Annotated in this window: 23 protein-coding genes and 1 tRNA gene; 11 read left to right on the forward strand and 13 right to left on the reverse strand. The window is 59.6% G+C overall.

Annotated elements, in window-relative coordinates; all coding sequences use genetic code 11:
- Window positions 1-16 precede the first annotated feature (16 nt).
- Window positions 17-712: a succinate dehydrogenase cytochrome b subunit gene (locus tag CFE428DRAFT_RS19370; protein WP_006981316.1), complete on the reverse strand. Its 696-nt coding sequence runs from the start codon at window positions 710-712 to the stop codon at window positions 17-19.
- 735 nt (window positions 713-1,447) lie between these two features.
- Window positions 1,448-1,831: a CoA-binding protein gene (locus CFE428DRAFT_RS19380; protein ID WP_006981317.1), complete on the reverse strand. Its 384-nt coding sequence runs from the start codon at window positions 1,829-1,831 to the stop codon at window positions 1,448-1,450.
- A gap of 222 nt (window positions 1,832-2,053) precedes the next feature.
- On the opposite strand from CFE428DRAFT_RS19380, the gene CFE428DRAFT_RS34015 reads away from it, so the two are divergent.
- Window positions 2,054-3,766, forward strand: coding sequence for a protein kinase domain-containing protein (locus CFE428DRAFT_RS34015; protein WP_006981318.1), 1,713 nt, complete (start codon window positions 2,054-2,056; stop codon window positions 3,764-3,766).
- A gap of 336 nt (window positions 3,767-4,102) precedes the next feature.
- Here the strand turns inward: CFE428DRAFT_RS34015 and CFE428DRAFT_RS19390 are convergent, their stop codons facing one another.
- From CFE428DRAFT_RS19390 to CFE428DRAFT_RS19400, 3 genes are all read right to left on the reverse strand, one after another.
- Window positions 4,103-5,017, reverse strand: a complete 915-nt coding sequence (locus tag CFE428DRAFT_RS19390) for an alpha/beta hydrolase (RefSeq protein ID WP_006981319.1) — start codon at window positions 5,015-5,017, stop codon at window positions 4,103-4,105.
- 199 nt (window positions 5,018-5,216) lie between these two features.
- Entirely contained in the window at window positions 5,217-6,083 is an 867-nt protein-coding gene (locus CFE428DRAFT_RS19395; RefSeq protein WP_006981320.1) for a helix-turn-helix domain-containing protein, read from the reverse strand.
- Window positions 6,084-6,406: 323 nt separating this feature from the next.
- Window positions 6,407-6,592, reverse strand: a complete 186-nt coding sequence (locus CFE428DRAFT_RS19400) for a CsbD family protein (RefSeq protein ID WP_006981321.1) — start codon at window positions 6,590-6,592, stop codon at window positions 6,407-6,409.
- 156 nt (window positions 6,593-6,748) lie between these two features.
- On the opposite strand from CFE428DRAFT_RS19400, the gene CFE428DRAFT_RS34020 reads away from it, so the two are divergent.
- Window positions 6,749-9,076: a serine/threonine protein kinase gene (locus CFE428DRAFT_RS34020; RefSeq protein WP_237705525.1), complete on the forward strand. Its 2,328-nt coding sequence runs from the start codon at window positions 6,749-6,751 to the stop codon at window positions 9,074-9,076.
- 220 nt (window positions 9,077-9,296) lie between these two features.
- A tRNA-Arg gene (locus CFE428DRAFT_RS19410) sits at window positions 9,297-9,370 on the forward strand.
- A 240-nt stretch (window positions 9,371-9,610) separates the two neighbouring features.
- Here CFE428DRAFT_RS19410 and CFE428DRAFT_RS37570 read toward each other — a convergent pair.
- Window positions 9,611-9,847 (reverse strand): hypothetical protein, encoded by a 237-nt coding sequence (locus tag CFE428DRAFT_RS37570; RefSeq protein ID WP_006981323.1) that lies wholly within the window; start codon window positions 9,845-9,847, stop codon window positions 9,611-9,613.
- Between the two features lie 59 nt (window positions 9,848-9,906).
- Here CFE428DRAFT_RS37570 and CFE428DRAFT_RS19415 point away from each other — a divergent pair, with 59 nt between their 5' ends.
- A complete protein-coding gene (locus tag CFE428DRAFT_RS19415; protein ID WP_006981324.1) occupies window positions 9,907-10,245 on the forward strand; it encodes a DUF2513 domain-containing protein in 339 nt (112 codons plus the stop codon).
- 609 nt (window positions 10,246-10,854) lie between these two features.
- Here the strand turns inward: CFE428DRAFT_RS19415 and CFE428DRAFT_RS37575 are convergent.
- A complete protein-coding gene (locus tag CFE428DRAFT_RS37575; protein ID WP_131989520.1) occupies window positions 10,855-11,934 on the reverse strand; it encodes a hypothetical protein in 1,080 nt (359 codons plus the stop codon).
- A gap of 326 nt (window positions 11,935-12,260) precedes the next feature.
- Window positions 12,261-12,671 (reverse strand): hypothetical protein, encoded by a 411-nt coding sequence (locus CFE428DRAFT_RS19430; RefSeq protein WP_006981327.1) that lies wholly within the window; start codon window positions 12,669-12,671, stop codon window positions 12,261-12,263.
- A 713-nt stretch (window positions 12,672-13,384) separates the two neighbouring features.
- On the opposite strand from CFE428DRAFT_RS19430, the gene CFE428DRAFT_RS19435 reads away from it, so the two are divergent.
- The 3 genes from CFE428DRAFT_RS19435 to CFE428DRAFT_RS19445 are packed head-to-tail and all read left to right on the forward strand — an operon-like array spanning window position 13,385 to window position 14,822.
- Entirely contained in the window at window positions 13,385-13,888 is a 504-nt protein-coding gene (locus tag CFE428DRAFT_RS19435; RefSeq protein WP_157447575.1) for a hypothetical protein, read from the forward strand.
- Window positions 13,885-14,355 carry a hypothetical protein gene (locus tag CFE428DRAFT_RS19440; protein ID WP_042725356.1) on the forward strand — a complete coding sequence of 157 codons (471 nt, stop codon included), beginning with the start codon at window positions 13,885-13,887 and terminating at the stop codon, window positions 14,353-14,355. Before CFE428DRAFT_RS19435 ends, CFE428DRAFT_RS19440 begins: the two co-directional genes overlap by 4 nt.
- A gap of 2 nt (window positions 14,356-14,357) precedes the next feature.
- Window positions 14,358-14,822: a DUF6941 family protein gene (locus CFE428DRAFT_RS19445; protein ID WP_006981331.1), complete on the forward strand. Its 465-nt coding sequence runs from the start codon at window positions 14,358-14,360 to the stop codon at window positions 14,820-14,822.
- A 266-nt stretch (window positions 14,823-15,088) separates the two neighbouring features.
- On the opposite strand, the gene CFE428DRAFT_RS19450 is transcribed toward CFE428DRAFT_RS19445, so the two are convergent.
- From CFE428DRAFT_RS19450 to CFE428DRAFT_RS19460, 3 genes are all read right to left on the reverse strand, one after another.
- Complete coding sequence (locus CFE428DRAFT_RS19450; RefSeq protein ID WP_131989519.1) at window positions 15,089-15,316, reverse strand: hypothetical protein; 228 nt, start codon at window positions 15,314-15,316, stop codon at window positions 15,089-15,091.
- A gap of 161 nt (window positions 15,317-15,477) precedes the next feature.
- On the reverse strand, window positions 15,478-15,732 hold the full coding sequence (locus tag CFE428DRAFT_RS19455) for a hypothetical protein (RefSeq protein ID WP_006981333.1): 255 nt from the start codon (window positions 15,730-15,732) through the stop codon (window positions 15,478-15,480).
- 218 nt (window positions 15,733-15,950) lie between these two features.
- Window positions 15,951-17,057, reverse strand: a complete 1,107-nt coding sequence (locus CFE428DRAFT_RS19460) for an acyl-CoA desaturase (RefSeq protein WP_006981334.1) — start codon at window positions 17,055-17,057, stop codon at window positions 15,951-15,953.
- Window positions 17,058-17,494: 437 nt separating this feature from the next.
- On the opposite strand from CFE428DRAFT_RS19460, the gene CFE428DRAFT_RS19465 reads away from it, so the two are divergent.
- Window positions 17,495-19,048 (forward strand): ATP-binding protein, encoded by a 1,554-nt coding sequence (locus tag CFE428DRAFT_RS19465; protein WP_162145289.1) that lies wholly within the window; start codon window positions 17,495-17,497, stop codon window positions 19,046-19,048.
- 18 nt (window positions 19,049-19,066) lie between these two features.
- On the opposite strand, the gene CFE428DRAFT_RS19470 is transcribed toward CFE428DRAFT_RS19465, so the two are convergent.
- Window positions 19,067-20,866, reverse strand: a complete 1,800-nt coding sequence (locus tag CFE428DRAFT_RS19470; RefSeq protein ID WP_006981336.1) for a S1 family peptidase — start codon at window positions 20,864-20,866, stop codon at window positions 19,067-19,069.
- 238 nt (window positions 20,867-21,104) lie between these two features.
- Here CFE428DRAFT_RS19470 and CFE428DRAFT_RS19475 point away from each other — a divergent pair, with 238 nt between their 5' ends.
- Together CFE428DRAFT_RS19475 and CFE428DRAFT_RS19480 are read left to right on the forward strand one after the other, a co-directional pair.
- Window positions 21,105-22,322, forward strand: coding sequence for a DEAD/DEAH box helicase (locus CFE428DRAFT_RS19475; RefSeq protein WP_006981337.1), 1,218 nt, complete (start codon window positions 21,105-21,107; stop codon window positions 22,320-22,322).
- A 425-nt stretch (window positions 22,323-22,747) separates the two neighbouring features.
- Window positions 22,748-24,271 (forward strand): aldehyde dehydrogenase family protein, encoded by a 1,524-nt coding sequence (locus CFE428DRAFT_RS19480; RefSeq protein WP_006981338.1) that lies wholly within the window; start codon window positions 22,748-22,750, stop codon window positions 24,269-24,271.
- A 116-nt stretch (window positions 24,272-24,387) separates the two neighbouring features.
- Here the strand turns inward: CFE428DRAFT_RS19480 and CFE428DRAFT_RS19485 are convergent, their stop codons facing one another.
- Complete coding sequence (locus CFE428DRAFT_RS19485; protein ID WP_006981339.1) at window positions 24,388-24,612, reverse strand: hypothetical protein; 225 nt, start codon at window positions 24,610-24,612, stop codon at window positions 24,388-24,390.
- 108 nt (window positions 24,613-24,720) lie between these two features.
- Here CFE428DRAFT_RS19485 and CFE428DRAFT_RS19490 point away from each other — a divergent pair, with 108 nt between their 5' ends.
- Window positions 24,721-25,446, forward strand: a complete 726-nt coding sequence (locus tag CFE428DRAFT_RS19490; RefSeq protein WP_006981340.1) for an RNA polymerase sigma factor — start codon at window positions 24,721-24,723, stop codon at window positions 25,444-25,446.
- Window positions 25,447-25,620: the final 174 nt, after the last annotated feature.

The raw sequence follows: 25,620 nt of genomic DNA on the forward strand, positions 1-25,620 counted from the left end.
AGTGGAGCTCATAGAATTATTTAACAATACCGGTGAGAATCGCAACGGGGATGGAGGCGTAACCGAGGAAGATGAGCCAGGCGACCGCGGGCCCGCCCTTTTCCCAGAGCGGCCGCACCTTTCCGCTGTTCAGGCCGAGCGTCTGGAACATGCTCATGATGCCGTGATTCAAGTGCAGCGCGAGCAGCGCGACCGCCACGACGTAAAAGGCCGAGGCCGCGGGATTCGAAAAGCCGAGGACCATCATGCGATACACATCGTGACGTCCCTGCGCGTCGTGCAGGGTTTCGAAATTCTGGCCGAGACCATTTACCGCCGGCACCTGCGCGGTGAAATGCAGCAGGTGAAAGACGATGAAACAGAAAACCATGATGCCGCTGAGCAACATCCAGCGCGCGGCCGGCGAAGTCGCACGCCGATTGGTCACCGCATAGTTCACGGGGCGGGCGGCGCGACTCTCGGCGCGCAGCTTGACGGTGAAGACGATGTGCAACACCAGCATCGCGAGGAGGAAGAAGCGAATCGCCCAAAGCAATTCACCGAGCCCCTGGAGGAAGGCGCCGTAGCGATTGATCGGCTCGGGTGAGCCGAGGAAGATCTGGAGGTTGCCGATGAGATGCCCGATGACGAAGCCAAAGAGCACCAGGCCGGTGAGGGCCACGATCCATTTGCGTCCGATGGACGAGGAGCAGAAGCGGAGGATTGGATTCACAAACAAGGAGGGTCAAAAACAGCGCTCAGGGATCAGAGGAACGGAAAGCGCGTTTTATTAGACAAGCTCATAATACATCTATTTTGCCGGCGGCAAGAAATTTAATGCTTTGAATTGCGCTGCGTTTGCTTCCCGTTGTGCGGGAAGGCGAATGGGCGGCGAAAACGACATGAGTGAGAGGGAGGCGAAACGCGGCGTGCAGGCTGCACGTTGCGGGAAAGTGGGGAAATCAGACCTTGGTCCTATGTGGCTGTGGCTGGACGCACGGCTTCTCCCCGGATCTAATTTTCCGGAGCCGGGTAGCGCGGTGGTGGTGGCCGCAGGCGGACTCGTCTGGGCCTTCTGTCGGCCACGCAAGGTTTCGGCGGGCGCGTAAGTCGGGAGGGGAACAGCGGCTGTGGTGAAGAGGCAGGCTGTCCCGGAGGGACAAAGGAATTTAGCCTGCTCGCCCACCCACCAACCGCCTCTATTCCCCTCCGCCGTCTCGGGGACCGAGCGAGCTTGCGAGCGACACCCCCGGAACACGCCCCTCACATCAATGCGCCCCGGAGGCGGCGCGGGAATCCTTCGCTCGCGGGAGTTTCCTCCGCCCCTTCAGGGCGGCCCCGTGGAGGGACGCAGTTCCGGTGGCCGCGCCCGTTCGCTTGAGGCTCACAGGCTTGCACACCGGCTAAATTCCGTTGTCCCTCCGGGACAGCCTGCTGCTTCGCCAACTCAATTCGATCGACGCCAATACTACGCGTCGGGAAACTCCTCCGGCGAAAAGCCGAGAGTCACGATGGAGCAGCCCACGATCATGCGCAGATGCAGATCCGCCGCGGCTTCGATGAGTTCATCGCTCTCGGAACCGGGATTGAGCCACACTTCCTTCGGCTGGCACGCGGCGATGGCGGGCAGCAATTGCAGCCCCACGGCCGGCGGCACATACAGGCTCACGAAATCGACAGGCCCTTCGATCTTGTCCAATGAGGGAAAGGCCTTCAGCCCTTCGATGGACTCTTCCTTGGGATTAATCGGATAAACGGTGTAGCCACTTTCGACATACGCGCGGAGGGCCTTGTTTCCGTATTTGCGCCGATCGCGGGAGGCGCCGATGACTGCGACAGATTCTTCTGACATTGTTTGGGGATGCCGCCATTTTCGGGTGATACCCGCGAAGGCGGCAAGAAAGAAATTGTGCGAGGGGCGGTCACAAAGCGGTGCGGAAAGTTAAGAACCCGTTGTCCGCTTGTGTGGCGAAATCGATTCGCCAGGCGGGCGCAAAACTGTCACCATCCCATGTCACCCGATCGATGCTCATCCAATCCCTTCCACGTCGAAAACCGGAGGCCGTCTGAGACCATGGCCACGCACCGCCTGGCCCTGCCCGCGGGATTCCGCCTGGAGAATTATCTCTTCATGGACACGCTCGGAAAGGGTGGGTTCGGGATTACCTACCGGGCGCGCGATTTGTTGCTGAACCGCGTGGTGGCGGTGAAGGAATTGTTGCCGGATGGAATCGCCACGCGGGTGGATGGCTCGACGGTGGTGGCGCAAAGCGAGGCGCATGAGGGCGACTGGCGTTGGGCGCGGGATCGCTTTTTGAAAGAGGCGCAAGTGGTGGCCAGCTTCCGGCATCCGAATATCGTGAATGTGCACCGGCTCATCGAGGCGAACGGCACGGTCTACATGGTGATGGATCTGCTTGATGGCGGTAGCTATCAGACGCGATTGGATCGGATCAAACGCGAGCCCGATGAAGCCAGCGTGCGCGCGGTCATCGAGCCGCTGCTGGACGGCCTGACGGAAGTGCATCGCGCCGGCCTGCTGCATCGCGACATCAAGCCGGATAACATTCTCTTCAATCATCGCGGCGAACCGGTGCTCGCGGATTTCGGCGCGGCGCGCGAGATCGTCGGGCGGACGATGGCGCTGACCAGCATCATCACCACGGGCTATTCGCCGCTCGAGCAGTATCAGAGCAAGGATGGATTGCAGGGAGCGTGGACGGATATCTATGCGCTCGGCGCGGTGATGGTGCGGGCGATCACCGGCGAAAAACCGCCGGCGGCGACCGACCGGCTGGGGAAGGATAGCTACGGACGGCTGGCCGCGAAGCCACGGCCGGGCTTCCGCGCGGAGTTTCTCAAAGCAGTGGATCACGCATTGCGGATGGAAGCGAAGGATCGGCCGCAGGATGTGGCGACGTGGCGCAAGGCGTTGTTTCCGGCGGAGAAATCCGGTGCGCCGGTGCTCGCGCTCGTCGCGCCGAAAGGCGGCGAACGCTGGACGGTGGGGAGCGAGCAAAAGATTCGTTGGAAGGTGAAGGCGCCGGGCATGGTGAGCATCAAGGGAGTCGATGTGGAACTTTGGCAGGGCGATCAATTGGTCGAGACGCTCGCGGCCGGCGTGGCGATGACGGCTTCGCCAGTGGCGTGGAAAATCCCGGCCGAGAAAGCGATCGGGCCGGACTATCACGTGAAGCTGGTGGTGCGCGGGGAGGAAGGCAAAGTCATCACCGCCAGCGCGGCGGAGCGATTTTCCCTCGCGCCCAAGCCGGCGCCGCAACCGGAGGGGAATGATCAGTCCTCGGCGCAGCGCAAAGGGGACTTTGCCGAAAAGGTTTGGGGCGGGATCTGCTGGCTCGCTCTCCTGTGGCTGTTCTTCGGCGGGTGGCGGGTGGTGTGGACGCATGTGTTTCCGCATCTGCCACAGGCGACGATCTCGTGGGTGAAGAAACAGCATCCCGCGTGGGCGCCGGATAGCCAGTGGCCGGATTTGTCGGGCCTCAAAGGTTTGAAGTTCAATCCGGCCACGGGTCTGGGCGGTCTCGGTACGCCGGGCGCGAATTCGCCGATCGCTCCACACACGTGGGAGGTCATCAAGCAGGCGAACACGCCGTCCGCCCCGTTCAGCGATTTCGGGTTACACACAGTTCGTCCGACCCCACCGAGGAGCATCTTTGGAAACGCGTTGCTCATGGGGAGTCCGACGCCGAGCGCCAGTCCGGGCCCGACTCCGCATCAGATTCCCACGCGCTTGACCGTGCCGGATGGAAACTTTCCGCGGAACTAAACGCAGCGTGGCAGGGCTGCGATCAAAGAGGAGTAAAACGCAGAGGCCCAGCGCGGCGGAGCCGCAACCAAAAGGGGAGCCACGAACATTCGAAAAGACAGGGAAGGGAAAGTGACCCGCGAATCACCCGAATGACGCGAATGATCTGCCCTCATTCGTGTTATTTGCGTGATTCGCGGGCCAAAAATTCTACGCGGCGTGCGGACATTTTCATGGTTAGCACTGTAGAGACGCAGAGACGCAGAGAAGAAGCCGAAGAAAACCGCGAATGAACGCGAATGAGATTGCGCGCCGATGTTGGCTTTCAATTCAACCGCAATCGCCGCCGCACCGAGGTTACTTCAAGTAGCTCTTGAAAAACGTATCCACCGCTTCCAGGCATTGCTCCTGCCAGGGGGCGCGCATCCAGCAGCCGTGTTTGCCGTCAGCGAGGACGACTTGCTGCGTGGGGACGCCGAGCGACTTGAGTTTGTCCATGGGCGCGGTGTCGCGCGCAGGGTTATCCAATGAGCCGGTGAGGAAGAGAATTGGGCCGGTGTCTTTGCTGAAGTAAGTGATGGGCGAGGCTTCTTTGTAGAGCTCGGGGGCGTCGTCGTAGAGTTTGCCGATCCATTTGAAGCCGTAGCTGTTTTCCTTCTGCTTGCGGTAGTTCTCGATCGATTTCTCGGTGTTCAATTCCATCGGTCCCGCCATCACCACGGTGGCTCGGACCTTGGCGGAAACGTTGCGGTCATCGCCGGTGAGGAATTTCGTTTCCGTTGGCGCGGCGGCGAGCAGGCCGACGAGATGGCCGCCCGCGGAGCCGCCCCACGCGCCGATGCGATTCGAATCGGCGCCGAAACGAGTGGCATTCGTGCGCACATAGCGGACGGCGAGATTGCAGTCCTGCACGGCAGCGGGATATTTCGCGACCGGGCCGAGCCGGTATTCGACATTGGCAACCACGTAACCACGCTGGGCAAGGCCGATGGCCAGCGGGCTGAAGCGTTCCTTGTCGCCTTCGACCCAGCCGCCGCCGTGCACGAGCACGCAAGCGGGCAATGGATCGCCATCGGATTTCGGGCGGTAGACATCCATTTTCAGCTCCTGCTCCGGGGTGTGGCCGTAGACGATGTTGAGGTCGGCCTTGATGGAATCGGGAATGACTGGTGCGGGCTTGGCGGCCTTGGCGGCGGGCTGAGGGGCTTGTGCCAGCGCCAGCATGGGCGCGAGGGAAAGCAACAGGGCGGGGAGAAAATGGGGGATCTTCATCGGAGGAGTGAACAGCGGTCGGGACGAAAGGTTGCCCTTCGAATTATCTTTCGCCGGGCGGTGACCATCGAGGGCAAGAGGAGGACAATAGGAGGAATAGGAGGAATAGGAGGAATGAGATCCTATAGCTCCTATTCCTTCCTATCCGCCGACGGTCACCGCCCGCCGCTACAACAGAGATCTGCCGCTCCGCCTGATCTCAATTCAAGCTCTGCAGCTTCCGGCGGAATTGTGTGGGGTTGCAGCGTTTCGCCCGGCGGAAGCTGCGGCTGAAGCTGGCGACATTGGCGAAGCCGCAGCCGAGCGCGATCTCGGTGATGTTCAACTCCTGTTCGGCGAGCAGTCGGCAGGCGCGGCCGATGCGCAGTTCATTGACGAACTCGTGAAACGTTTTGCCCGTACGCGCTTTGAAAAAACGGCTGAAGGCGCCGGGGCTGAAGTGCGCGAGGCGCGCGATCTCGTCGCGATTCAACGGCTCGGCGATGCGTTGCTGAATCAACTCACACACCCGCCGCAGCCGCTCGCCATGCTGGTCGGGAAGCTGGGGCAGGAAGCCGGCGCTGCAGATCGGGACGAGTTCCTCGGAGCCGGCGAGCAGATCGAGCAATTGCAACAGATCCAGCACCCGGGCGAAACCCTGGCGCCGGGGCAGTGCCTGCATCAGCGCAGCGGCGGTGCGGCGTGTCTTCCCGCGCACTTGCAGGCCGACCGCGGCCCGCTTGAGCAGGCGATGGATGCGCTCCGCTTCGGGGCGCTGAAAGAAATCCGCCCCGAGAAAGTCTTCGCGAAAATAAATGATGATGCCGTGCAATTCCTTGCGCTGGCCGCGAGGCGCATCTTCGAATTGCCAGGCGTGCGGCAGATTGGGCCCGAGCAGGGAAATCTCGCCCGCCTCGAGCGGCCCGATGTTATCCCCCACGATGCGATGCCCGGAACCTTTCACCACCATACCGAGCTGATACTCCGGATGAAAGTGCCACGTGCATTTGTAATCCGGCCCGCGCAGCTCCATGACGCGAAAAGATTCCTGCGTCGTCTGGGTGACTTGATGATAGGTGACCTTCATAGGGGGAGGGGACCGCACGGTAAGCTGGCAGCCGGGATGCTTGATCGGAAGCGCATTCCCGGCGGATCGCTGCCTGGCGGGGCGACTATAATCAGCCCGTGGAAAAAAGATAGGGATACAACTTGGCCGGCGGTGCGGGAAAACGGTCATTTTGTGACCACTACTGAAAACTATTTGGCCCGCGAATGACACAGATCACACGAATCAAAGATTTCTATTCGTGTGATTCGTGTGATTCGCAGGCACTTTTCCCAGTCTCTGCCTTCCTAAAACAGAAACGCTCGCGGCGAGCCGCGAGCGTTTGGTATTTAAATGACGGGCGTCTAGAACTCTTCGATCTCACGGCGGACGTCCTCCTTGGACTTGCCGAGCCGCTTTTGCAGGCGGCCGAGGAGTTCGTCTTCCTTGCCTTCGGCAAAGGTGAGGTCGTCATCGGTGAGCTGACCATATTTCTGCTTCAGCTTGCCTTTGATTTCGTTCCAGTTGCCCTTGAGGTTCATCTTAGTCATGCCCTTGCATCGCCGACCGCGGCAGAGGCGGACGTTTGCGCGGATTCTTGCAAGTCGTATAAAATTGTCCTCGCATCCTGGAAACCGCTGCGAGAGCTTTTCGGCACACGCATTGCTGCGAGCAAATACGAATCTTCCCCCACATAAATCCGCCCCGTGAGCACAAACGTTGACGAACCGTTGATCCAGAACTGTCCCGAATGCGGTGCAGCCATGGATGTCACTGATGTCGAACCTCTTTCCGCCGTGGTCTGCCCTACTTGTGGCGCGCCGTCGACGGTCAGTACGATGATCGATCATTTCGAGCTCGTGGACATGCTCGGCCACGGCGGCATGGGCGCGGTGTACAAGGCGCATGACACCTCGCTGGATCGCATGGTGGCGCTCAAGCTTTTGAAAAAAAGCAGCGGCACTCCGGAGCAGATCAAACAACTCGAGACCGAGGCGGCGATCACGGCATCGATCAACCATCCGCACGTTGTGCGCGTGTTTAGCACGGGGATGGATCACGGGCGTTTTTACATCGCCATGGAGCTGGTGGAGAAGGGGACGCTCGACAAACTCATCGAACTGCAGGGGCGCGTGGCCGAGGCGCAGGTGCTGGAGGTCGGCATCCAGATCGCCAGCGGGTTGCGCGCCGCGCATGAAGCGGGGCTGATTCACCGCGACGTCAAGCCGGGTAACATCCTTTTCACCGATGCCCACACCTCGAAGATCGTGGACTTCGGTCTGGCGATTTTTGCCGAGGACGAAGTGAAGGTGCGTGGGGAAATTTGGGGCACGCCGTACTATGTCGCCCCGGAAAAGCTCGACCAGAAGCCCGAGGATTTCCGCAGCGATATTTATTCGCTCGGCGGCACGCTCTTCCACGCGCTGGCCGGCCGCCCGCCCTTCGAGGCGGAGAATGCTTCGCTCGTCGCGCTGAAACATTTGAAGAGCCAGGCGGTGAGCTTGCAGGCGTTCGCGCCGCAGGTTTCGAGTAATACGAATTACGTCATCAACCGCACGCTGAACAAAGACCCCGAGAAGCGTTACCAAAGCTACGATGAATTGATCGAGCATCTGGAATACGCGCTGAACGAATTGCAGGCCGGCCGGGGCAAGGCGGAAGGCAAGCGCGTGGTGCTCGAGACGGAGCAGGAGAAAAAGGCGATGGGGGTGCTGACCTTTGCCATGATCGGCGTGCTCGTGGTGCTCCTCGGCGTGGGCGTGCTGTTCCGAAATCAGATTTTCTCCGGTTCGCCGGAGGAGCAGGCGAAGAAGGGCAGCGCCTTGATGGCCGAAGGCGTGAGCGGGCTGGCCAAAAGCGAGCCGGCAAGTGCCGTCACTTCACTCGCTGCCGTGGCCGCGCAGAAGCCGAAGCAGCCCTGGCTAAACTGGGCGGATATGCTGATGGGCCTGGCGCAAATCGCTTCCGGGCATCGCCAGGAGGGAATGAGCAGCTTCCAGCGGGTGGAAGCGCGCGGACCGTACTCGAAGAGCGATGCGGACAAGGCGACGGCCGACTTTTTCATGGAGACCACGCGGCAGATGACGAGCGAGCACGTCATCGATCCCAAGGCGGTCCAGGCGCCCGCCGGCGGCGCCGGCCCAGCGGCGTTCCTCTTTTATGGCATGAAGGATTGGGAGGCGGGCGCGGTCGACGAAGCGGCGGATTTCTTCCGGCGTTTCCGCCAGGCGGAATTCACGGGGACGGACGCGTGGCTCGAGGGGCTCAAGCCGATGGCCACCGATTACGTCGAGGAATATACCGCCTATCAAATGGCGGCCGACGCCTGGAAGGGCGCCAAGACGATCGACCAAAAGCGCACCGCGGTGAAGCAACTCAGGGCCGTGCAAGGCAAGCTCGCGCCGAAAGCGCAGGAACTCGCGGTGACGGCGGCGGCCGAGCTCTCCAAAGTGGAGAAGGAACGTTCGGCGATGCTCGCGCAGGGCAAGATACCGGACGGCCGTTACCGGCTCACGAATCGCAAGACGGGCAAGGCCCTGGAAGTGGAAGGCCATTCGCACGACGACGGACACAAAGTGCAGACCTACAGCTACAACAACGGTGGCAACCAGCAGTGGCGTATCATTCCGCAGGACAATGGTACCTACATGCTGGTGAATGCGGAAGGCGGCAAGGCGCTCAGCCTGCCGACCAACCCCACCACGCTGGATCATCACAACCCTCCCAGCAACGGCAAACCGACCGCGACGCCCACGCCGACTCCCAAGCCGGACCCCAAAGCGCCCAAGCCGACGCCAACGCCGACTCCCAAGCCGGTGACCGACGACAACACGCAGGCGCAGCAGTCCAACGTCAACAAGGCCATTCCGTGGCAGCGTTGGCGGATCGAGAAGATCGAGAACAACTACTTCAAAATCACCTCGCAACTCGACGGCAAGGCGTTGACCGCCAAAGGTCAGGACAATGGCGCCGCCGTCATCCAGGCCCCCTACGACAACGCCCAGGAGCAGCAGTGGAAGATTGAAGGGCTGTAGGGGAGGGAATGCGGAGTTCGGAGTTCGGAGTTCGGAGTGCGGAGTTCGGAGTGCGGAATGTGAGCCAGCGATGCGAAAAAAACTACCAATGGCAGTTCGCGGAGCAGGGTTGCAGGACCGAGGAAAATGGCGGATGACGAGAGGAGCGAGTGTGATGCTTTTACATTTGCGTGACTTTCCTCTTTTCACCGCGCGTCTCCGCCACTACGTTCCCCGCCTCGCGCTCGTAGCTCAATTGGATAGAGCGTCGGCCTCCGAAGCCGAAGGTTGTGGGTTCGACCCCCGCCGGGCGCATGATTTCCTCTGTAAATTGTCCGTTTACACCCGAGTTTTTAGTTTGAGGGAAGGAACCCTGAAAAAGCCAGAGTGAGCCTCCCTACAGAGTAAATCGCTCGATTGCTTCTCGATTAAAGCCCCAAAAGAGTCTGGCGCGTTGACGGGCGACTTTTTAGAGGAAGTCCGATCGTTTAAAGCGGGATATCCGGTGTCCTTCCGACCTTTTTCAGAGTAAATGGACATTCAAAAGGCCGATTTCTAAAAAGTCGGCTGTAAACGAATAGGGCGGAAGTATGAAGGGGCAAATTTCCAGAAACTATAGAACAGAAGCGACAGCTTAGGTCTGGAAAGGTGGTTGGAGCGTTCGCTATCCATGTCGGACTTGGCAAGGGTGAACGCCAGCGGCAGGCCGGCTGCAGGCCCTTTGTAACTTGCCTTGCACAGGCTGTCGGGGACGGACGCGCGTTCATCCGGGGGGATGGCGGGAAAATCCATCGGCCAAAACACTCGCACAAATCCGCTGCCCCTGTTCGTATGCAGGAATGAAGCGAGATATGGACATCGTGCGACTGATCCTGCAGTGGGTGGAGGCGGGCGAAATGCCGCCCGAACTTGCCGAGGTTTCGGAGCAAACGCGCGTCTATCACTTCGATGTGATGGTAGAGGCAGGTTTGCTGAAGGGGCATGTCGTCAACGGGGAGAACGGCCAAGCCGTGGGGGCTGCCATTCAGCGGCTAACGTGGGAAGGACACGATTTTCTGGATGCGTCACGCGATCCGACAATCTGGGCGAAGGCCAAGGAAAAGCTATTGAAGCCAGGCCTTTCGTGGACCTTTGGAATTCTCGTCGAATACCTGAAACACGAGGTGAAGCATCGTCTTCACATGGAGTGACCCCTTGAAATGTTCCGCCAGCGACGAGGACGGCCGGCGCGATAGATGCGCGTCTATCCGATCTATACAGAGCACGGACTTACCCAACGGCTCCGCAGCCGTTGAGCTTTTGCGAACCTTGCCGCCTGGTGCGCTTTCGTGGATGGAGGCAGCTTTGGGCTGGCTTTGGCACAGAACTCAGCGCGTTTGTCGACTTGGTGACGTTTCTTGCGTTTGGATTGGGTGGTCATAGTAAACGGCGTCTAGTGTCAAATGTGGCACTCGCGCCCGGCTGATATGTAGGGTCCGAGAATCGCCCCAGTGGCCCTTTTGCTTTCAGTCGGCTGCCGGCATGAAACAGGGCATAAAAAGGGGGACGGTTGCCATGATGGTCTCTGCCGTTCGTATACTCGGTTCCGTTCCCCTCGGATGAACGCGCGTTCATCCGAAGGCAACTCAAACCCAGCTTGAGCTTGAAGCTTGGCGTATTTGAAAACTTGGCAGCGTTCCCGCCATTCGGAGTATTGGTGCATGCTTGGCGCGCGGCTATTGCTGCCACCGCGCTACGCAAGACAAAAAAAAGCGCCGGGGCTTTCGCCCCGGCGCTGTCGCTCAATGCTCTAACCTGAACTACGCGGCCATCGCGCTCGGATACGAAACCGATCGGCATAACGCTTCGCGGCGTCGGATCGGGCTCGGCGTGTCGGACGGCGTTTCGATCAATCCTTCCTCCGTCGCGATCTCTTCGAGCAGGCAAAACACTTCCATCAATTCATGCGCCGGCAAGGGGCTCAGTTTGGCCATTGCCTCCTCACTGGCTGGATCGAGTAACCACCAGATCGCGTTTGCAGCCTCGCTGAGAAAGTCCGCAGGCTCCCATTCACGCAATCCCGCCAGGCCATGCAATTCACGAAAGGAGATTGTCGTATTCCAACATTCGCCTTCTCTCATTCGCGCTTCGATTTCCGAGCAGGCCACCAGCAGTTCGGCCAGGTCGGCGCAATGCTCTTCGCGAAACTCGTCTGACCGGGTTGTCTCTTCCGCGACGCGTAAAAGGAAGGGCGCATTCTTCGCCAGGGTTTCGGCTGTGTGAAAGGCCAACTCCACCACCGGCCAGCGCATTGCCGCAAAACCGTGCACACCTACATGGCGGTTTTCGCGATCGCGCTGCCGCTGCCTGTCAATTTCTGCGACCACGCATCGAGCGTGTCGAATCTCCTCTTCGCGCTCGTTAGCGGCCCATTTGTCGACGTCCTCGCGTGGAGAGAATCCATGATCTTTCAGCCAGCTCTGCACAAATATGCTGTCGGCCGGAACCAATTCAAACCGCCGTTTGACGCGCCCAGTCGAAAGGCTTGCGACGTATTTTTCCATGTCCAGATGTGGCTCCCGCTCTTTGAGCTCAAAAGCAGTTTGCCACACGGTGCCCCGTTTTATGCGCACTTCCTCAGATACTTGGTAGAATATTCCGAAACTGCCAAAGAACACCTCTCGATCACCGCATTCGTGTCGCCAACAGACGATTTGCTCACCGAGCACGGCGGCATATGCCGCCATCCCATCATCACGGGTCTCCGTCGGGATTCTCTTGTTGGCGTTGGGGACAGGGCGGCGGTGGGCCTTCGGTGCGTGAAGTTTAACGGAGCGTTTGCCTTGATGTTCGCGCTGTTGAGAGGCACTATTTTCTTTCATCCGGTTGGACTTTTTCATTGATACTGGATTTGGCTGGTCGGGTCACTCGCCCGCTTCGATGCTCGTAACATCGCAGCGGTCTCTTTTTGTGGTTCCGCTTCCGCCACAGTGACCCATTTTGCAGCTTCAGCGTGATTTTCGCCGTCGGACTTTCGGTGCGTCGTCGTCGGCCACTTCACCTGGTTAACCTCCTTCAACCCAGATGCGGAGCAACTGCAACTGACACCAAGCACGGCGCTAGTTGTGGCGGGGTTCCCGCAGTTTTGTGTAGAGTTCCGAAAGGGCAGGGCAGTTCACGAATATGTTCATATGAACATATTCTGCCCCAACTCAATTTTCCGTGTTTACCCGTTGGAGCGTTCCGGTTCGCTCGGCAAAACCAACTCGAAATCCGCGGTCACCAGCCAAACTTTGTCGCGCAAGCTCACCAAATCGATCGCGTCCCGAGTCAGCCATTTCTCCCAGCGACCGAGCTTCGCCACCGGTGGTGGTTGTCGCATTGACTCCGCCGTGACCGGTTGCCATTGCGATTCCGTGCCGGCGCTTCCAACGTCCCACACTGCAACAGACACCTTCCATTCGTCCGAGGCTTGCGCCGGCGTTTCCTTTACTTGAATGGACACCATCATGCTGCGGCCGCTGGGGAGCACCAACGCCAGCGATTTGCCGTCGAGCGATTTGATCTTGTCGGACGGGTCGAGCCGGACGGGGGCGTCTGCCAGAAACTTTGGCGGCGAGTCGGGTGCTTCGTTCATGGGGTGATCGGTGCTTCCAGCCTTCACTCACCTGGTCGAGTTGGCAAGCGCTGGCCTGAGCGGTGCCCGCGGCTAGCGCTTGCTTCGCGTTGCTCCGATGTCGCTGCCCAGCGCCCATTCTTTCCGTTCCTATCTATCTACGGTTTAGCCAGAGGGCTTCACTCCCTGTGAAGCGTGGTGAATACTCTGGTGGATAGGTAGTGCGGTCGTTTTTCTCTGTAGGTGAAGGATGAAGGCATTCCGCAGTAAATTGGTGCAACATACAGGGAAGACACCCCACCGGGTGCAAGGAATCTCTTTAAAGCTGCACTTCGCTTGGGTTCGGTCGAAGTAAAGGGGAAACGCGCGAGCGATCCGTAAAAACTTTTCTGCACTTTCTTCCCCGTGATCCGCAGTGGTCGCGGCGTGGCTTTCGAGTGGACAATATCGCGAAAGCGAACGACTGGTTTACCGAGATTCCACCGTGAATAGGTGGCGCAAAAGGAAGCGGCGTTCTGGGGAAAGGGATTTGCGCTTTCACCATCACCTCTTCACGCATTGATTCAACTAATTGAAGATCAGCTTATTGGGAAGGTGAATGGGGGGACTTCAGGAGGTGGCTAGTCATTCACTTATTCTCGCCAATGCCGTCTTGGCGGATATGCCGGCTACGTATTTTTAGGTGTGATTACGGATTGACTCGCGTTTTACGGAAGGGCAAGAAGGCCGCGCAGATGTCGGGACACCTGATCACCCCATTTTTCGACCCCATCCCTGGAATTCCCCTTTTCACCCGCCGGAAAGGCGAGGTTGATAATTTTCAGGCTGAAAAAGTCTCTCTCGTCGACAAAAAAGGCGCAGAGGATCTTGCTGCAAAATACAGCGACGTCGATGTACGCGCTGGCGGCCTTATCCCCCATTACAACTGCCATGGGCTGACCTTCGCGTCGCGACGCACGGGTATTTCGGACAGTGCGGCCCTCCGACAAATTTTAGAAGAGGACGGTTACGAGGAGGTCAAGATAGAGAATGTTCTGCCGGGGGACGTAATCCTCTATTTTGACCCCGAGACCGGCGATTTTGAACATTCGGGAATTGTGGTCAGTCGGGAGAACAGCGAGATTCAGCAGACTTTTCGCGTTGTCAGCAAATGGGGGATGGGCCTTGAATGCGTTCATGGCTCTGCCTACTGTCCTTATTCGTTTCAAACTGCGAAATACTACCGAATCGTGAAATGACTCCTCCGGAAAACAGGATTCTTGATGGCAATGCGCGCGAAGCGCTTCTCTTTGCCAATACCCCCTCCTATTTGTTTAAAAAGTTGCGTAACGATGGGGCTGTTCAGGCAGTTGGCTTAGAATACGAAGCCGGGCAACTCATGGAGGCGATAAAGCGCGTTTCTCCGACAGTGTACGAATCAATGGACAGTGCGGCGGCTTTGTACGGCTTGCTGATTGCCCTGTCATTTCATGACGGGCAGGAGGTAGCCGCTTATTTTGAAAGAGTTGCTACGTCGGGATTGAAATGGGCCGACGACATTGCGCGATTTTATGCGACGCAGCGACGCCTCCAAACTGTCGTTACCGTGCCCACTGTGGTCTGGCCTGCGTCCGTCAGTGTAGTTTCAAACACGCAGCCCTCCTCGTCTCCAAATGTGGTAGACGTTCAGATTCCCCGGCCTAAAGTCGAATCTGTCGGTTATTGATTATGGTAAAAGTTGACCTATTTGCAGTCGCTGAGGCAGCGATCCAAGACCTTCCCACAAGGCGCCTGTCTCTCATCAATTTGCTCGAGGATTTTACAGGGGCCGGTTTCCCTCTTTTTGTTCCCAAATTCACCGCGGTAGCCAATGTCTCATGGGACGGCGAAGGCGCGAGTGAAACGTCGATTTCTCTCAAAGTATCGAACAACGATCAGGAATTGTTGGCGTTGCCGTTCAAGGTCTCTTTTCCGGGTGAAGCCCGAAAAAATCGAGTGGTGTGGAACTTTCAAGGAATGCCGCTGCAAGCTCCCGGTGTTCTGAAGTTTGAGGTCCAGAACGAAGGAAATGTGATCGCCACTCATGTGCTCAACGTGGTCGCGCTGAAGGCGCCTCCCGAGGCGAAGGTAATCGTACAATCAGCACCTCAAGAGGCAGTACCTCAGGAAGCATCTCCCGCCCCGGCCATGTAGTGGCTGGTTTCCCGGTTCACTACCCGTGGTTCAAGCCAGTCCGTCGAGTTGGGTGGCCGCGGACCTTTTGGCACACTCTTGTGCTGTTGGAAGCTTTCGGGTATTAAAATGGCAACAAAATGCCAACGCGTTTTCTGTCCAGAGTAAACGCGCGGCCTCCGAAGCCGAAGGGTGTGGGTTCGACCCCCGCCGGGCGCAGTGCATTTTGCTCCAACTGGCGCGCGTGTTCAGTGTAAATAGGAGGTGGTGACGGAATGGATGCGGAGTCATTGGATGAACTGGCGCGTTACTTGGCATTGATTTTTGTCACGAATTGTCACGGCGGAGGGGCAGGCTCTCTTGGCGAAGACGAGGATGATGTCGCTCAGGCTGGCGTCGGGCATTTGGGCGAAATATTCGAGGCCTTCCTGCTCGTCTTTGCTCTCGTTGTAGTTCTCGCGGATCATCTTGGCGCTGGTGCCCATCTCAAGGCAGAGCTGGGAGAACGCGCTCACAAGGAAGCGACGGCGCGCTTCCCCCCAGTCCCGTTCGAAATTTATTGGCTGGCAAGGCGATTTCTGTGCGCGGCGCCGGCGAGCCGGTGGCTAATCGGGATGTCGAGAGCCGAGTCAGCAGATTTCGGACGCAGAACCCGCGTGCTCGAACCGACTGGCGATCACAGCGATTCCTCGCTCCGCACCTTGATCTCGCGGGGAGCGTCGGCGTAGAGCTCGAGGTAACCGCAGTCGGCGCAAACCCAGGCGGAAACGGTGGAGATGCGCTCACCTTTGAAGAGGATGGCCCGCGGCTTTTGGTAGGTGGCAATGGTCATCTCGTATTCGGAGGAGTAGGAGCCGTTGCGGTCGATCACCTTGGCGTCCTTCTCGATGTTCGTGGAGCCGCACTTTGGGCATTTGCCGGTTCGTTTCATGGGATGAACGGCGGAGATCTTAGCGAAACGCCCAGGAAAAGCGACGGTGCGCTTTGCATCACGTAGATGAGAACGTCTCTCCACCCGACGTTTTGGTGTGAGCACCTGTCGTCGAAAGCACCGCTGTTTGTGATTCGGACAAAAAAAAGCGCCGCAGCTTTCGCTGCGGCGCAGGTGCTGAAGTTTGAGGCTCAGCGTAAGGATGAACTGCTCGCGGCTTAACTCTCCGCGGCGGCCGGGATCTCGTGATCGCGGAGGCGGAGGCTGTCGAGGGCGGCGCGGACTTCTTCGCGCAGCTCGGCGAGCATCTCGCGGGTGATTTCGATCTGCGCGTCCTTGAATTCGGCCCACTCGGCGGCGGTGGCCTGGAGGCGGGCGTAGGAGGTGGCGATGTATTCGCGAGCGGCCGTGGTGAGGTGCGGGCACTCGAGCTTCGTCTCCATGTGGCGCTGGGCTTCGGCCAGCTCGGCGAGGAGGATTTTCTCGGCCGGTACGCGGCGCAGATTCTTGGCGAGGCCCAGCACGGACAGCGTCCAGATGATCCACTTGGTGGGATCCCACTGCCAGGGCTTCACGCCGTTGCGATAGTCGTGCTGAAACTCGTGGTGATAGTTGTGATAACCTTCGCCGCCGGTGACCAGCGCCATGATCCAGGAATCCCGGGCGGAGCAGCGCGAGGAATACGGGCGCTTGCCGATGTAGTGACAGAGCGAATTGATGCAGAAGGTGCAGTGCTGGAGGGCGACCACGCGAGCGACGCCGCCGATGAGGAAAGCGCCGAGCGCCGAGCGCCAACCGCCCCACATGTAACCGATGATGGTCGGGAGGACAAAGGCGACGAAGGCGCCGAGCTGGTGCACATACTTGTGCTGCAGCATGACCATCCAATCCTTCTTCAGGTCAGGCACGTTCTCGTAGGTCGGGTCGGACTTGAGCTTGAACATGAGCCAGCCGACGTGCGCGTGGAAGAGGCCCTTGGAAATGTCGTAAGGATCTTCGTTATGATCGACGTGCTTGTGATGCGTGCGATGTTCGCAGGCCCACATGAGGGCGGAATTTTCAAACGCACCTGCGCCGAAGATGAGCACCAGGGCGCGGACGAGCCAGTGGCCCTGGAAGGCGAGGTGCGAGAACATCCGGTGATAGCCCAGCGTGATGGAGAAACCGCAGGCATTGATCATCACGGAAAACAGAATGATCTGGAACCAGTCGAGACCGAAGTGCCAGATGTAGAGCGGCACCGCGGTGAGCGTGAGGGCGAGTGTGCCGATGAGGAAGACGCTGGTCGTCCAGTGGACTTTGTCGAATGGGATACGCTTAAACATGAAAAAAAGGCAGGAGGGAGGTGTGCTGGTGCACAAAGGTCGAGACGAATAGTGGCAAAGCAGGTGTCGTGCAAACGGAATCGCTTGCAGGTACGTATTTTTCTGGACAAAGGGCGAAGGCGGGTTTCGCCGAGCGACGCGGTTTTCGCCAAACGGGAAGTTTTTCCAGAGAGAACGAAAGGCGAAGCTTTCTCCAAAAATTGCTACTGCAAGTTTGCGAAGAAGATACCACAGAAAATGATCTTTGGGTCCGAAAATACGTAAGAGCGCGGCGATTTTTCTCGAAAATGCGGAATCAGGGCACCACCTGATAATTTTTCTGGCAAGCTGCGCCCGCATTATGCTTTCGCAGTGATAGTCCCATGCGCAGTACCCAGTCCCCACCCCTATTTCTTTGGAGAAGTCTCGCGCTTCCGTTCTGTGTGTTGTTGGGCTGTTTGGTCCTGATCATCACGATCGTCCACTCGCTGCCGCTGGCTTCCGCAGCCCTTTGGCAGCAGTGGCTGCTCATCTCCCTCGCCGTCGGCGCCATGATCGCGGCGGTCGCCACCTGTGTGCGGGCGGGCCGCAGCATGACCATACCGGTGCAGCATTTGGTCGAAGTGGCGATGGCGGTGAAAAATGGACGCGCCAAGCACCGCGCTTCCGGCAAGGTTGCCGGCGAATTTCGTCCGCTGGCCGATGCGCTGAACCAGATGATCGAGGCGCGTCAGCGCGCCGAGGAAAAGCTGAAGCTCGCGCAGGAGAGCCTGGAGCTGAAGGTGCATGCGCGCACCGTCGAGCTCTGGCGGGCGAACAAGGCGCTGCAGGAAGAGATGGAGCAGCGGGCCAAGGCCGAACGGGAATTGCAACAGGCGCAGAAGATGGACGCGTTGGGCAAGTTCGCTGGTTCGATCGCGCACGATTTCAATAACCTGCTCACCGTCATCCTCGGCGGCGCGGAGTGTGCCATGCAGCACATTCGCCCGGAGAGCGAGGCCATGCAGTTCGTCCGCAGCATCTGGAAAGCCGGCGAAAGTGCCGCGGCGCTCACCCGACCGCTGCTTACCTTCAGCCGCAACGAAGTGCGCGAGGTTGCTCCGCTGGACCTGAACCAGACGGTCGAGGAAACGGCCATGCTCGTTCGCCGGCTCATCGGCGTGAATATCCAGGTGAAGCTGAAGCTGGCGCCCGAACTGCCAATGATTGTGGCCAATGCCAATCAATTCCAGCAGGTGCTGGTAAACCTGGCGGTCAATGCGCGCGACGCGATGGAGGGCTCCGGCACGCTGACCATGGCTACCCTGCACGCGTCGGTCGATCCCGAGCGGCAGATCCGCCACGAGGCGACTTCGATCGACTGGGTGGAGTTGCGGGTCAGCGACTCCGGCTGCGGCATGGACACTGAGACGAAGAATCGCATTTTCGAACCGTTCTTCACCACCAAGCCCGCGGGGCGCGGCACGGGCCTCGGCCTGGCCACGGTGTTCGGTATCGTGAAGCAGGCGGGCGGTTTCCTGGAGGTGGAGAGCGAGGTTGGGGTCGGCACTACTTTCCGAATCTTCCTGCCGGTGCCTGAGGAACCGGTGGAGATCCAGGCTCCAGAACCGATTGTGACTACAACGAAAGACGGCCGCCCCTCGGGCGGCGAGACGATCCTGCTGGTCGAAGACGAAGACGAAATTCGCGAACTGGCGGTGCTCATGCTCGAAGGCAAGGGCTACCACGTCATCCCGGCTCCCGATGCCGAGAAGGCGCTGATCCTGGCCGAAGAACATGGGTCAGGTATCCAGGCGCTCATTACCGACGTGGTCATGCCGCGGATCAGCGGCGTGCAACTGGCCGAGATCCTGGCCAAGAAGATGCCCGAACTGCGTATCCTCTTCGTGTCCGGCCACTGCCGCGAGTCGATCCAACCGGAGACGCTGGCCGAAAATCGCGCCGAATATCTGCAAAAGCCGTATCGCAGCGATTCACTGATCGCGGCGGTGCAGCAGGTGCTGCGGAGTTAGACGACGAGCGGGTTGGCATTAGCGCCGCAATTCCTGAACGATCTGTTTGAACACGTTGGCGATGGCGTCGCGCTCCCTTTGTTGATCGGCGAGAGCGCGCTGAAAATAGTCGTAGGTGATGTGTTGGCGCGCAGCTGTCACGTCGGCCTCGCTGGTGGCCTTGAGGAAGGAGATGAAGCTCTCGTCGGCCAGAGAGGCGTCGTGTGGGCTGAGGTGTCTGGAGCGGGCCTCGGCCCAGGCGTCGATGCGACTCTTGATCGCCGGGTTGTTATGCGCGCCTGGGGTGACGTGTTTGTTTTTCGCGAGATCGCGGAGAAATGCGGCCAGGTCGTTCGTGAGTTTTTCGATCGCTTCCATTTCCGTGGCTTGGGCGAAGAAGGCGTTCCAATTCACGGGCTGCCAGCTCTTGATGCTATCGAGTCGGTAGCCGAAGCGGCGAACGATCGGGTTTTTCACCGGCTCCCTGGTCGTCGGATCGTACTTGCGGATCAGCGAGTAAGTGGCCACGCCGATGACCTTGCCGCTTTTCAAATGAATGATAGGACTGCCGCTGTTGCCGGGTTGAAAGGGTGCGTCGACCTCCACGAGTTGAGGACCGAGACCGACGATGCGTCCCGTGATGGTATTGATGACGCCGGCCCCCTCGGCATTGCCGAGGACCACGACTTCATCGCCGATGGCCGCGTTTTCATCGACCGCTGTCATGATTTCCAGTGGTTGGCCCACGGCGGTCGTAGGCTGGAATAGAAAAACATCGTGGCCCACGGCGCAGGAAGCGGCGCCGGTTTTGACCTCGGTGCCTTCGAGAGTTTTGAAAGCAGCCCCGCGCACTCCGGCGGCGACATGGGCGTTGGTGAAGAGAAAAGTGCCGTTGCTATATTTTGCGACAAAGCCGCTGCCCGAGCCATTCGTTCCGGTGATGAAGACGAGGCTGTTGTGATAGGTCTTGACCATCTCTGCAGTGGTGAGGTTCTGGGAAGACGAGGTGGGAGGGGAGGAAGGAGAGGAAGGTTTTGCTGTGGAAAGGGACGAGGGGCCGAGCGGCGGAGCGTGAGAGAGGTCCGCCGTTTCCACGCTGAGGTAATGAAGCTGGCCGCCGGTGAAGAGGCCCAGTTTTCCTTCCTGGCGGTGGGCATCCTGCGCAGAGATGGCCAGCTTGCCGTCGAAATAGTAGAGTTGGTGGTCGCCTTGCGAGTAAAGCTCCAGGGTATGCTCATCGCCCGGCTGTAATTGAGCGAGACTACCCGTGCCGCCGAGCTGGGTGTCCTTTCCGATATCCTCCGTTTTGACGCGCATCAGGGAAGTCACTTTGTGATCGGCCTCCTTGCCGATGAAGAGAGTCACGACGTAACGGTGACCGACGGCCTTTCCGTCGGTGCGCGTCTGGAGATCGATAAAAGAGCCTTCGGGACCGTCATAGCGGAAGCGGACACGAATGGCACCATCCTTCAGCACTTCCGGAAAAGCGACGAACGCCTGGTTGCGGACGGCGGATATCGTCGTGCCATCGCGATGCCAGCCGCCGCCCCACAGATTTTCCTCGGCGATGCGGTCCTTCCAAACGATGCCCGGGATTTGAGTATTGGCGAAAGCAGGACCGCTTTTAGTTTCCGCCGGCTTATCGGCTCCGGCTGAGCCGGTGATGGCCACACAGGTGATGGCGCACAGAGTCCACGACCACCGCTGCGCTTTGCCGGCCAGAGCGGAGAGACTGTCCAGGAAAGAGCCACGGCGAACGGGGCGAGGACGCGAATCTTCGCGGATCGCATTCGGCAAAGGGAGGGGATTTTGTTCGGTCGGCGGGGGATTGGCCTTCATACAACGACAACCCGCGGGGGGGCTCTCCAGCCGCAGGCAACACCGGCACGTCTAACATTTAGGAAGCGGGGCAAACAAGGGAGATCATCCGGGGCGTATTCGTCCTGGCGCGCATCGCCTCAGGGCCGGGGCGAATTGTGTGATGTGACGGATTTGTTCCGGCCGGGACGCCCACCACGGTGGCGGGCAGGGTAAATGCTTGTTGCGCTGAGAATAGGCAAGGCTCTACGGTCAACCAATGTCATTTCAAGATTTTGGCCTGCTCGATGAGGTCGTCCACGGGGTGCAATCGATGGGTTACATCGATCCGACACCCATTCAGTTGCGCGCTTTTCCGATCATTTTATCCGGCAGGGACATGATGGGCTCTGCCCAGACGGGCACCGGCAAGACGGCGGCTTTTGCCCTGCCACTGCTCACGAAGCTGAAGTCGCACGGCGACCTGCGCGCCCTCATCCTCGAGCCCACCCGTGAACTCGCTGCCCAGGTCGAGACCGCTTTCCGCGACTATTCGCGTTTCATGGATGTCCAGGTCGGCCTCGTGCATGGCGGCGTCGGTTTTGGCAGTCAGCGCTCGATGCTGCAGAAAGGCGCGGACGTGCTCGTCGCGACGCCGGGCCGGTTGCTCGATTTTCTGGAAGACGGCACGGCCAACCTCAAGAACATCCAGTATCTGGTGCTCGATGAAGTGGACCGCATGCTCGACATGGGCTTCCTGCCGCAGGTGCGCCGCATCGTCGATCGCGTCCCGAAGGAACGGCAGACGCTCTTCTTCTCCGCGACGCTCCCGCCCGAGCTGGAGACGATGACGAAGTGGCTGCTCAAGGATCCCGAGCAGGTGGAAATCGGCGCCCGCCGTTCGCCGGCGGAGACCGTGACCCACGCGCTTTATCCGGTGGCGAAGGACCAGAAGTTCGACCTGCTCATCGCGTTGCTCGAGCGGACGAAATTCGATTCCGCGATCATCTTCACCAGCACGAAGATCATGGCCGACAAGGTCGCGCATCGGCTCAAGGACCTGAAACATTCCGTGGCGGTGCTGCATTCGAACCGCACCCAGCGCGAACGCGAAGACGCGCTCGCCGGTTTCAAGAGCGGCAAATACGAAGTGATGGTCGCCACCGACATCGCCGCGCGCGGCCTCGACATCGCCGGTGTCTCGCACGTCATCAATTACGACGTGCCGCAACATCCCGAGGATTACGTGCACCGCATCGGCCGCACCGGTCGCGCCCTGCTCACGGGCGATGCGTTCACCATCTTCACCGCGGAGGAACTCGACCACGTGCGTTCCATCGAACGCTTCATCGGGGCAAAGATCACGCGTCAGAAGCTCGAAGGGTTCGACTATCTCTACACCGCCCTATTCAACGAAGAGCAAATCCCCGCCGGCGGCGTGGGCAAGGGCGTGCGCACGGCGAAGGGCTATAGCTTCGGCGCCCGTCGGCGCAAGTAGGCGAGCGGCACAGTTGGAGGGTGCTGCTCCGTCCTAAGCAGTGCCCAACATCTTTGTGCGGTGTTTGGATGTCGATGCGGATGGCGCTCCTGGGGAGCGGCGATCTCCAGGTCGCCCACCGGAACCAACGCGCGAAAGCGCCAAATCTTCCGGGCGTTGCTCCGCAACGCAGGGCGACCTGGAGATCGCCCCTCCCAGTGAGCCGTTGCCAAATTCCTCGCTGTCCCTAAAACGGCCCTTCCGATTGACCACTCGGTTCGCGATCGCGGCGTTCGCCGTAGGTCGCGCGCGGAGGCTACGGTGCATCCGCACCTTGCGCCCTTGACTCTCCTCAAATCGGTCCGAGGCTTTGCCATGGGAATCTTTCGTTCCTATGCCCGGCAGACTCCTGCCGCCCGGCAACTTCTTACCCCAATACCAAGACCATGAGTACGTCTACCTCCTCTCCAGCCAGCGCACTGGATCAACTCACCCCGAGCGTGCGCCAATTTCTCTCGGGGCCCAAACAATTGCTCATCGACGGCGAGTGGATGGATGCCGCGTCGGGCAAGACGTTCAGTGTGTTCGATCCCGCCACCGGTGATACCATTGCCCAGGTCGCGGAGGGCGAGGCCGAGGACATCGATCACGCCGTGGCCGCGGCCCGCCATTCTTTCGACAAGGGCAAGTGGCGCAATCTCTCGCCTTCGCAGAAAGGCCAGATCCTCTGGCACATCGGCGACATGATTCTCGATCACCTCGATGAATTCGCGCAGCTCGAATCACTCGACAACGGCAAGCCGGTCGGCGTCGCGCGCGTGGCGGATGTGCCGCTCGCCGCGGACCTGTTTCACTATATGGCTGGGTGGGCGACGAAGATCGAGGGCAACACCATTCCCATCAGCGTGCCGTATGCGCCGGATGGCAAATTCTTTGCCTACACGGTGCGCGAACCCATCGGGGTCGTCGGACAAGTCATCCCGTGGAATTTTCCACTGCTCATGGCGGCATGGAAGTTGGGTCCCGCGCTGGCCACCGGCAATTCAGTCGTCCTCAAGCCGGCCGAGCAAACCCCGCTCTCCGCACTGCTGCTCGGGGAATTGCTCATGCAGGCTGGGATTCCGGAAGGCGTGGTGAATATCGTCACCGGCTTCGGTGAGACCGCCGGCGCGGCGCTCGCGGCCCATCCAGGCGTCGACAAGGTGGCGTTCACCGGTTCCACGGAAGTCGGTAAATTGATCGTCAAAGCCGCCGCGGGGAACTTGAAGAAAGTGACGCTCGAACTCGGTGGTAAATCGCCCGCGGTGATCTTCAAGGACGCGCCGGATCTCGATGCAGCCATTGCCGGCGCGGCGAATGCGATCTTCTTCAACCATGGCCAGTGCTGCTGTGCCGGTTCACGTTTGTACGCCGAGCACGACGTTTTCGATCGCGTGCTGGAAGGCATGGAGACGCAGGCGAAGAACATTCACCTCGGCCCGGGACTCGAGCCGACCACGGAGATGGGCCCGCTTGTTTCCGCAGAGCAGTTCAATCGCGTGAACGGTTACATCAAATCGGGGCTGGAGCAGGGGGCGCAGGCTTTCCGTGGCCAGGAGAGCCCGAACGAACACGGCTATTTCGTTTCGCCCACGGTCTTCACGAATACCAAGCCGGACATGAAGATCGTCCGTGAGGAAATCTTCGGGCCGGTGGTCGTCGCGGAACCGTTCGATGATTTCGACGAAGTCATTCAGCAAGCGAATGACACCGACTACGGGCTGGCCGCGAGTGTCTGGACGCGCGACCTCTCGAAAGCGCATCGCGCTGCGGCGGCGCTGCGGGCCGGCACGGTGTGGGTGAATTGCCACAACATCCTCGACTCCGCGCTGCCGTTTGGCGGTTACAAGCAATCCGGCTGGGGCCGCGAAATGGGCCACGCCGCGCTGGACTTGTACACCGAGAGCAAGGCGGTGTGCATGGCGTTGTGACGATGGCTTGGAATTTGCGCCCTGGCCGTGCGCCGGGGCGCAATTGTCGCAGCAACTCTTCCCGAAAGGATTCGCGCGAAAGCGGTTCCACTATGGTCCGACAGTCATTCCTTCTGCTATTCCCGTGCTTCGCGCAGCACATCCAGCACGGCCTCTGCCGCGACGCATTCTTCCGCACGGCGAGCGCGTTTCACTCCCATGCTTTGTGACCAATCCACCGATTGCTTCCGTGCGTTGACATCAGTAGGAGGCAACTGTGAATCCATCCAGCGTCGAATTTCCGCCCACTGTTCGGGCGGTAATAGGGCGATGGCGCGTTCGATTTCAGTCACCGTGCTCATAGTGATAGCGTGCCGTCTGAATCCACTTGCGTCAATGCAGGGTTCAAAGGCCGAGGCCGCGGAATTGGCCTGACACGCCCGCGCCCTTTGTTAGCTTTTCATTAGCAGATGAAAACTCCGGTGCCGCACTCTTTCCAGACCACGCGCTGGACAGTAGTGAGGCGGGCGGTGGGGAATGATGATGCAGCGGCGCAAAAGGCCCTGTCGGCGTTGTGCGAGGGATATTGGTATCCGATCTATGCTTTCGTCCGGCGGTCGGGCAAGAGCCCGCATGATGCCGAGGATCTGACGCAGGGCTTCTTTGCGCGGCTTTTGGAAAGGGACATGCTGGCCACGGCGGATCCGACGAAGGGTAAGCTGCGGACGTTTCTCCTCTCGTGTGCGCGACACTTTCTCGCGGACGAACACGACCGGGCGAATGCCCAGAAGCGCGGAGCGGGGTTGATCTCCAGCTTCGATGCGGTGCAGGCGGAGGAACGCTATGCCATCGAGCCGGTGGATAACCTCACCCCCGACCGCCTTTTCCAACGCCGCTGGGCGCTGGCCCTGCTCGAGCAGACATTGGAGACGATCGCGGCCGAATATGCCGCGGAGGGCAAGGCAGAGTTGTTTGCTGCGCTGCGTCCGTTCCTGGGTTTTGGCAAGGGCGCGGCGAAGTCCTATGAGGAGCTTGTCGCAGAGCTCAACCTGCCCATCGGCACGCTGAAGAACCATGTCTTCCGCATGCGGGAACGCTGGCGCAAGCTGCTGCTCGACCAGGTGGCGGCCACGCTGGACGAGCCCACCGAAGAAGAGGTCCGGGCCGAGCTTTCCGAATTGATCGGGTGCGTGTGAGGAGAAGTTGATAGTGGAGAGTTGATACTGGAGCGAATGCGACAGGTCCGTGGTGCCGTGGGGACAATTGATAGCCGTCGCTCGTTTGCCGGACGGGATCGTGATTCTTTGACACCTGCGGAAATTTCTATTTCGTCTGCAACCCGGATTGGCGGAATCCGTAAGGAATGATAG

Origin of the sequence: Chthoniobacter flavus Ellin428 (assembly GCF_000173075.1) — a bacterium.
GTDB classification, from domain to species: Bacteria; Verrucomicrobiota; Verrucomicrobiia; order Chthoniobacterales; family Chthoniobacteraceae; genus Chthoniobacter; species Chthoniobacter flavus.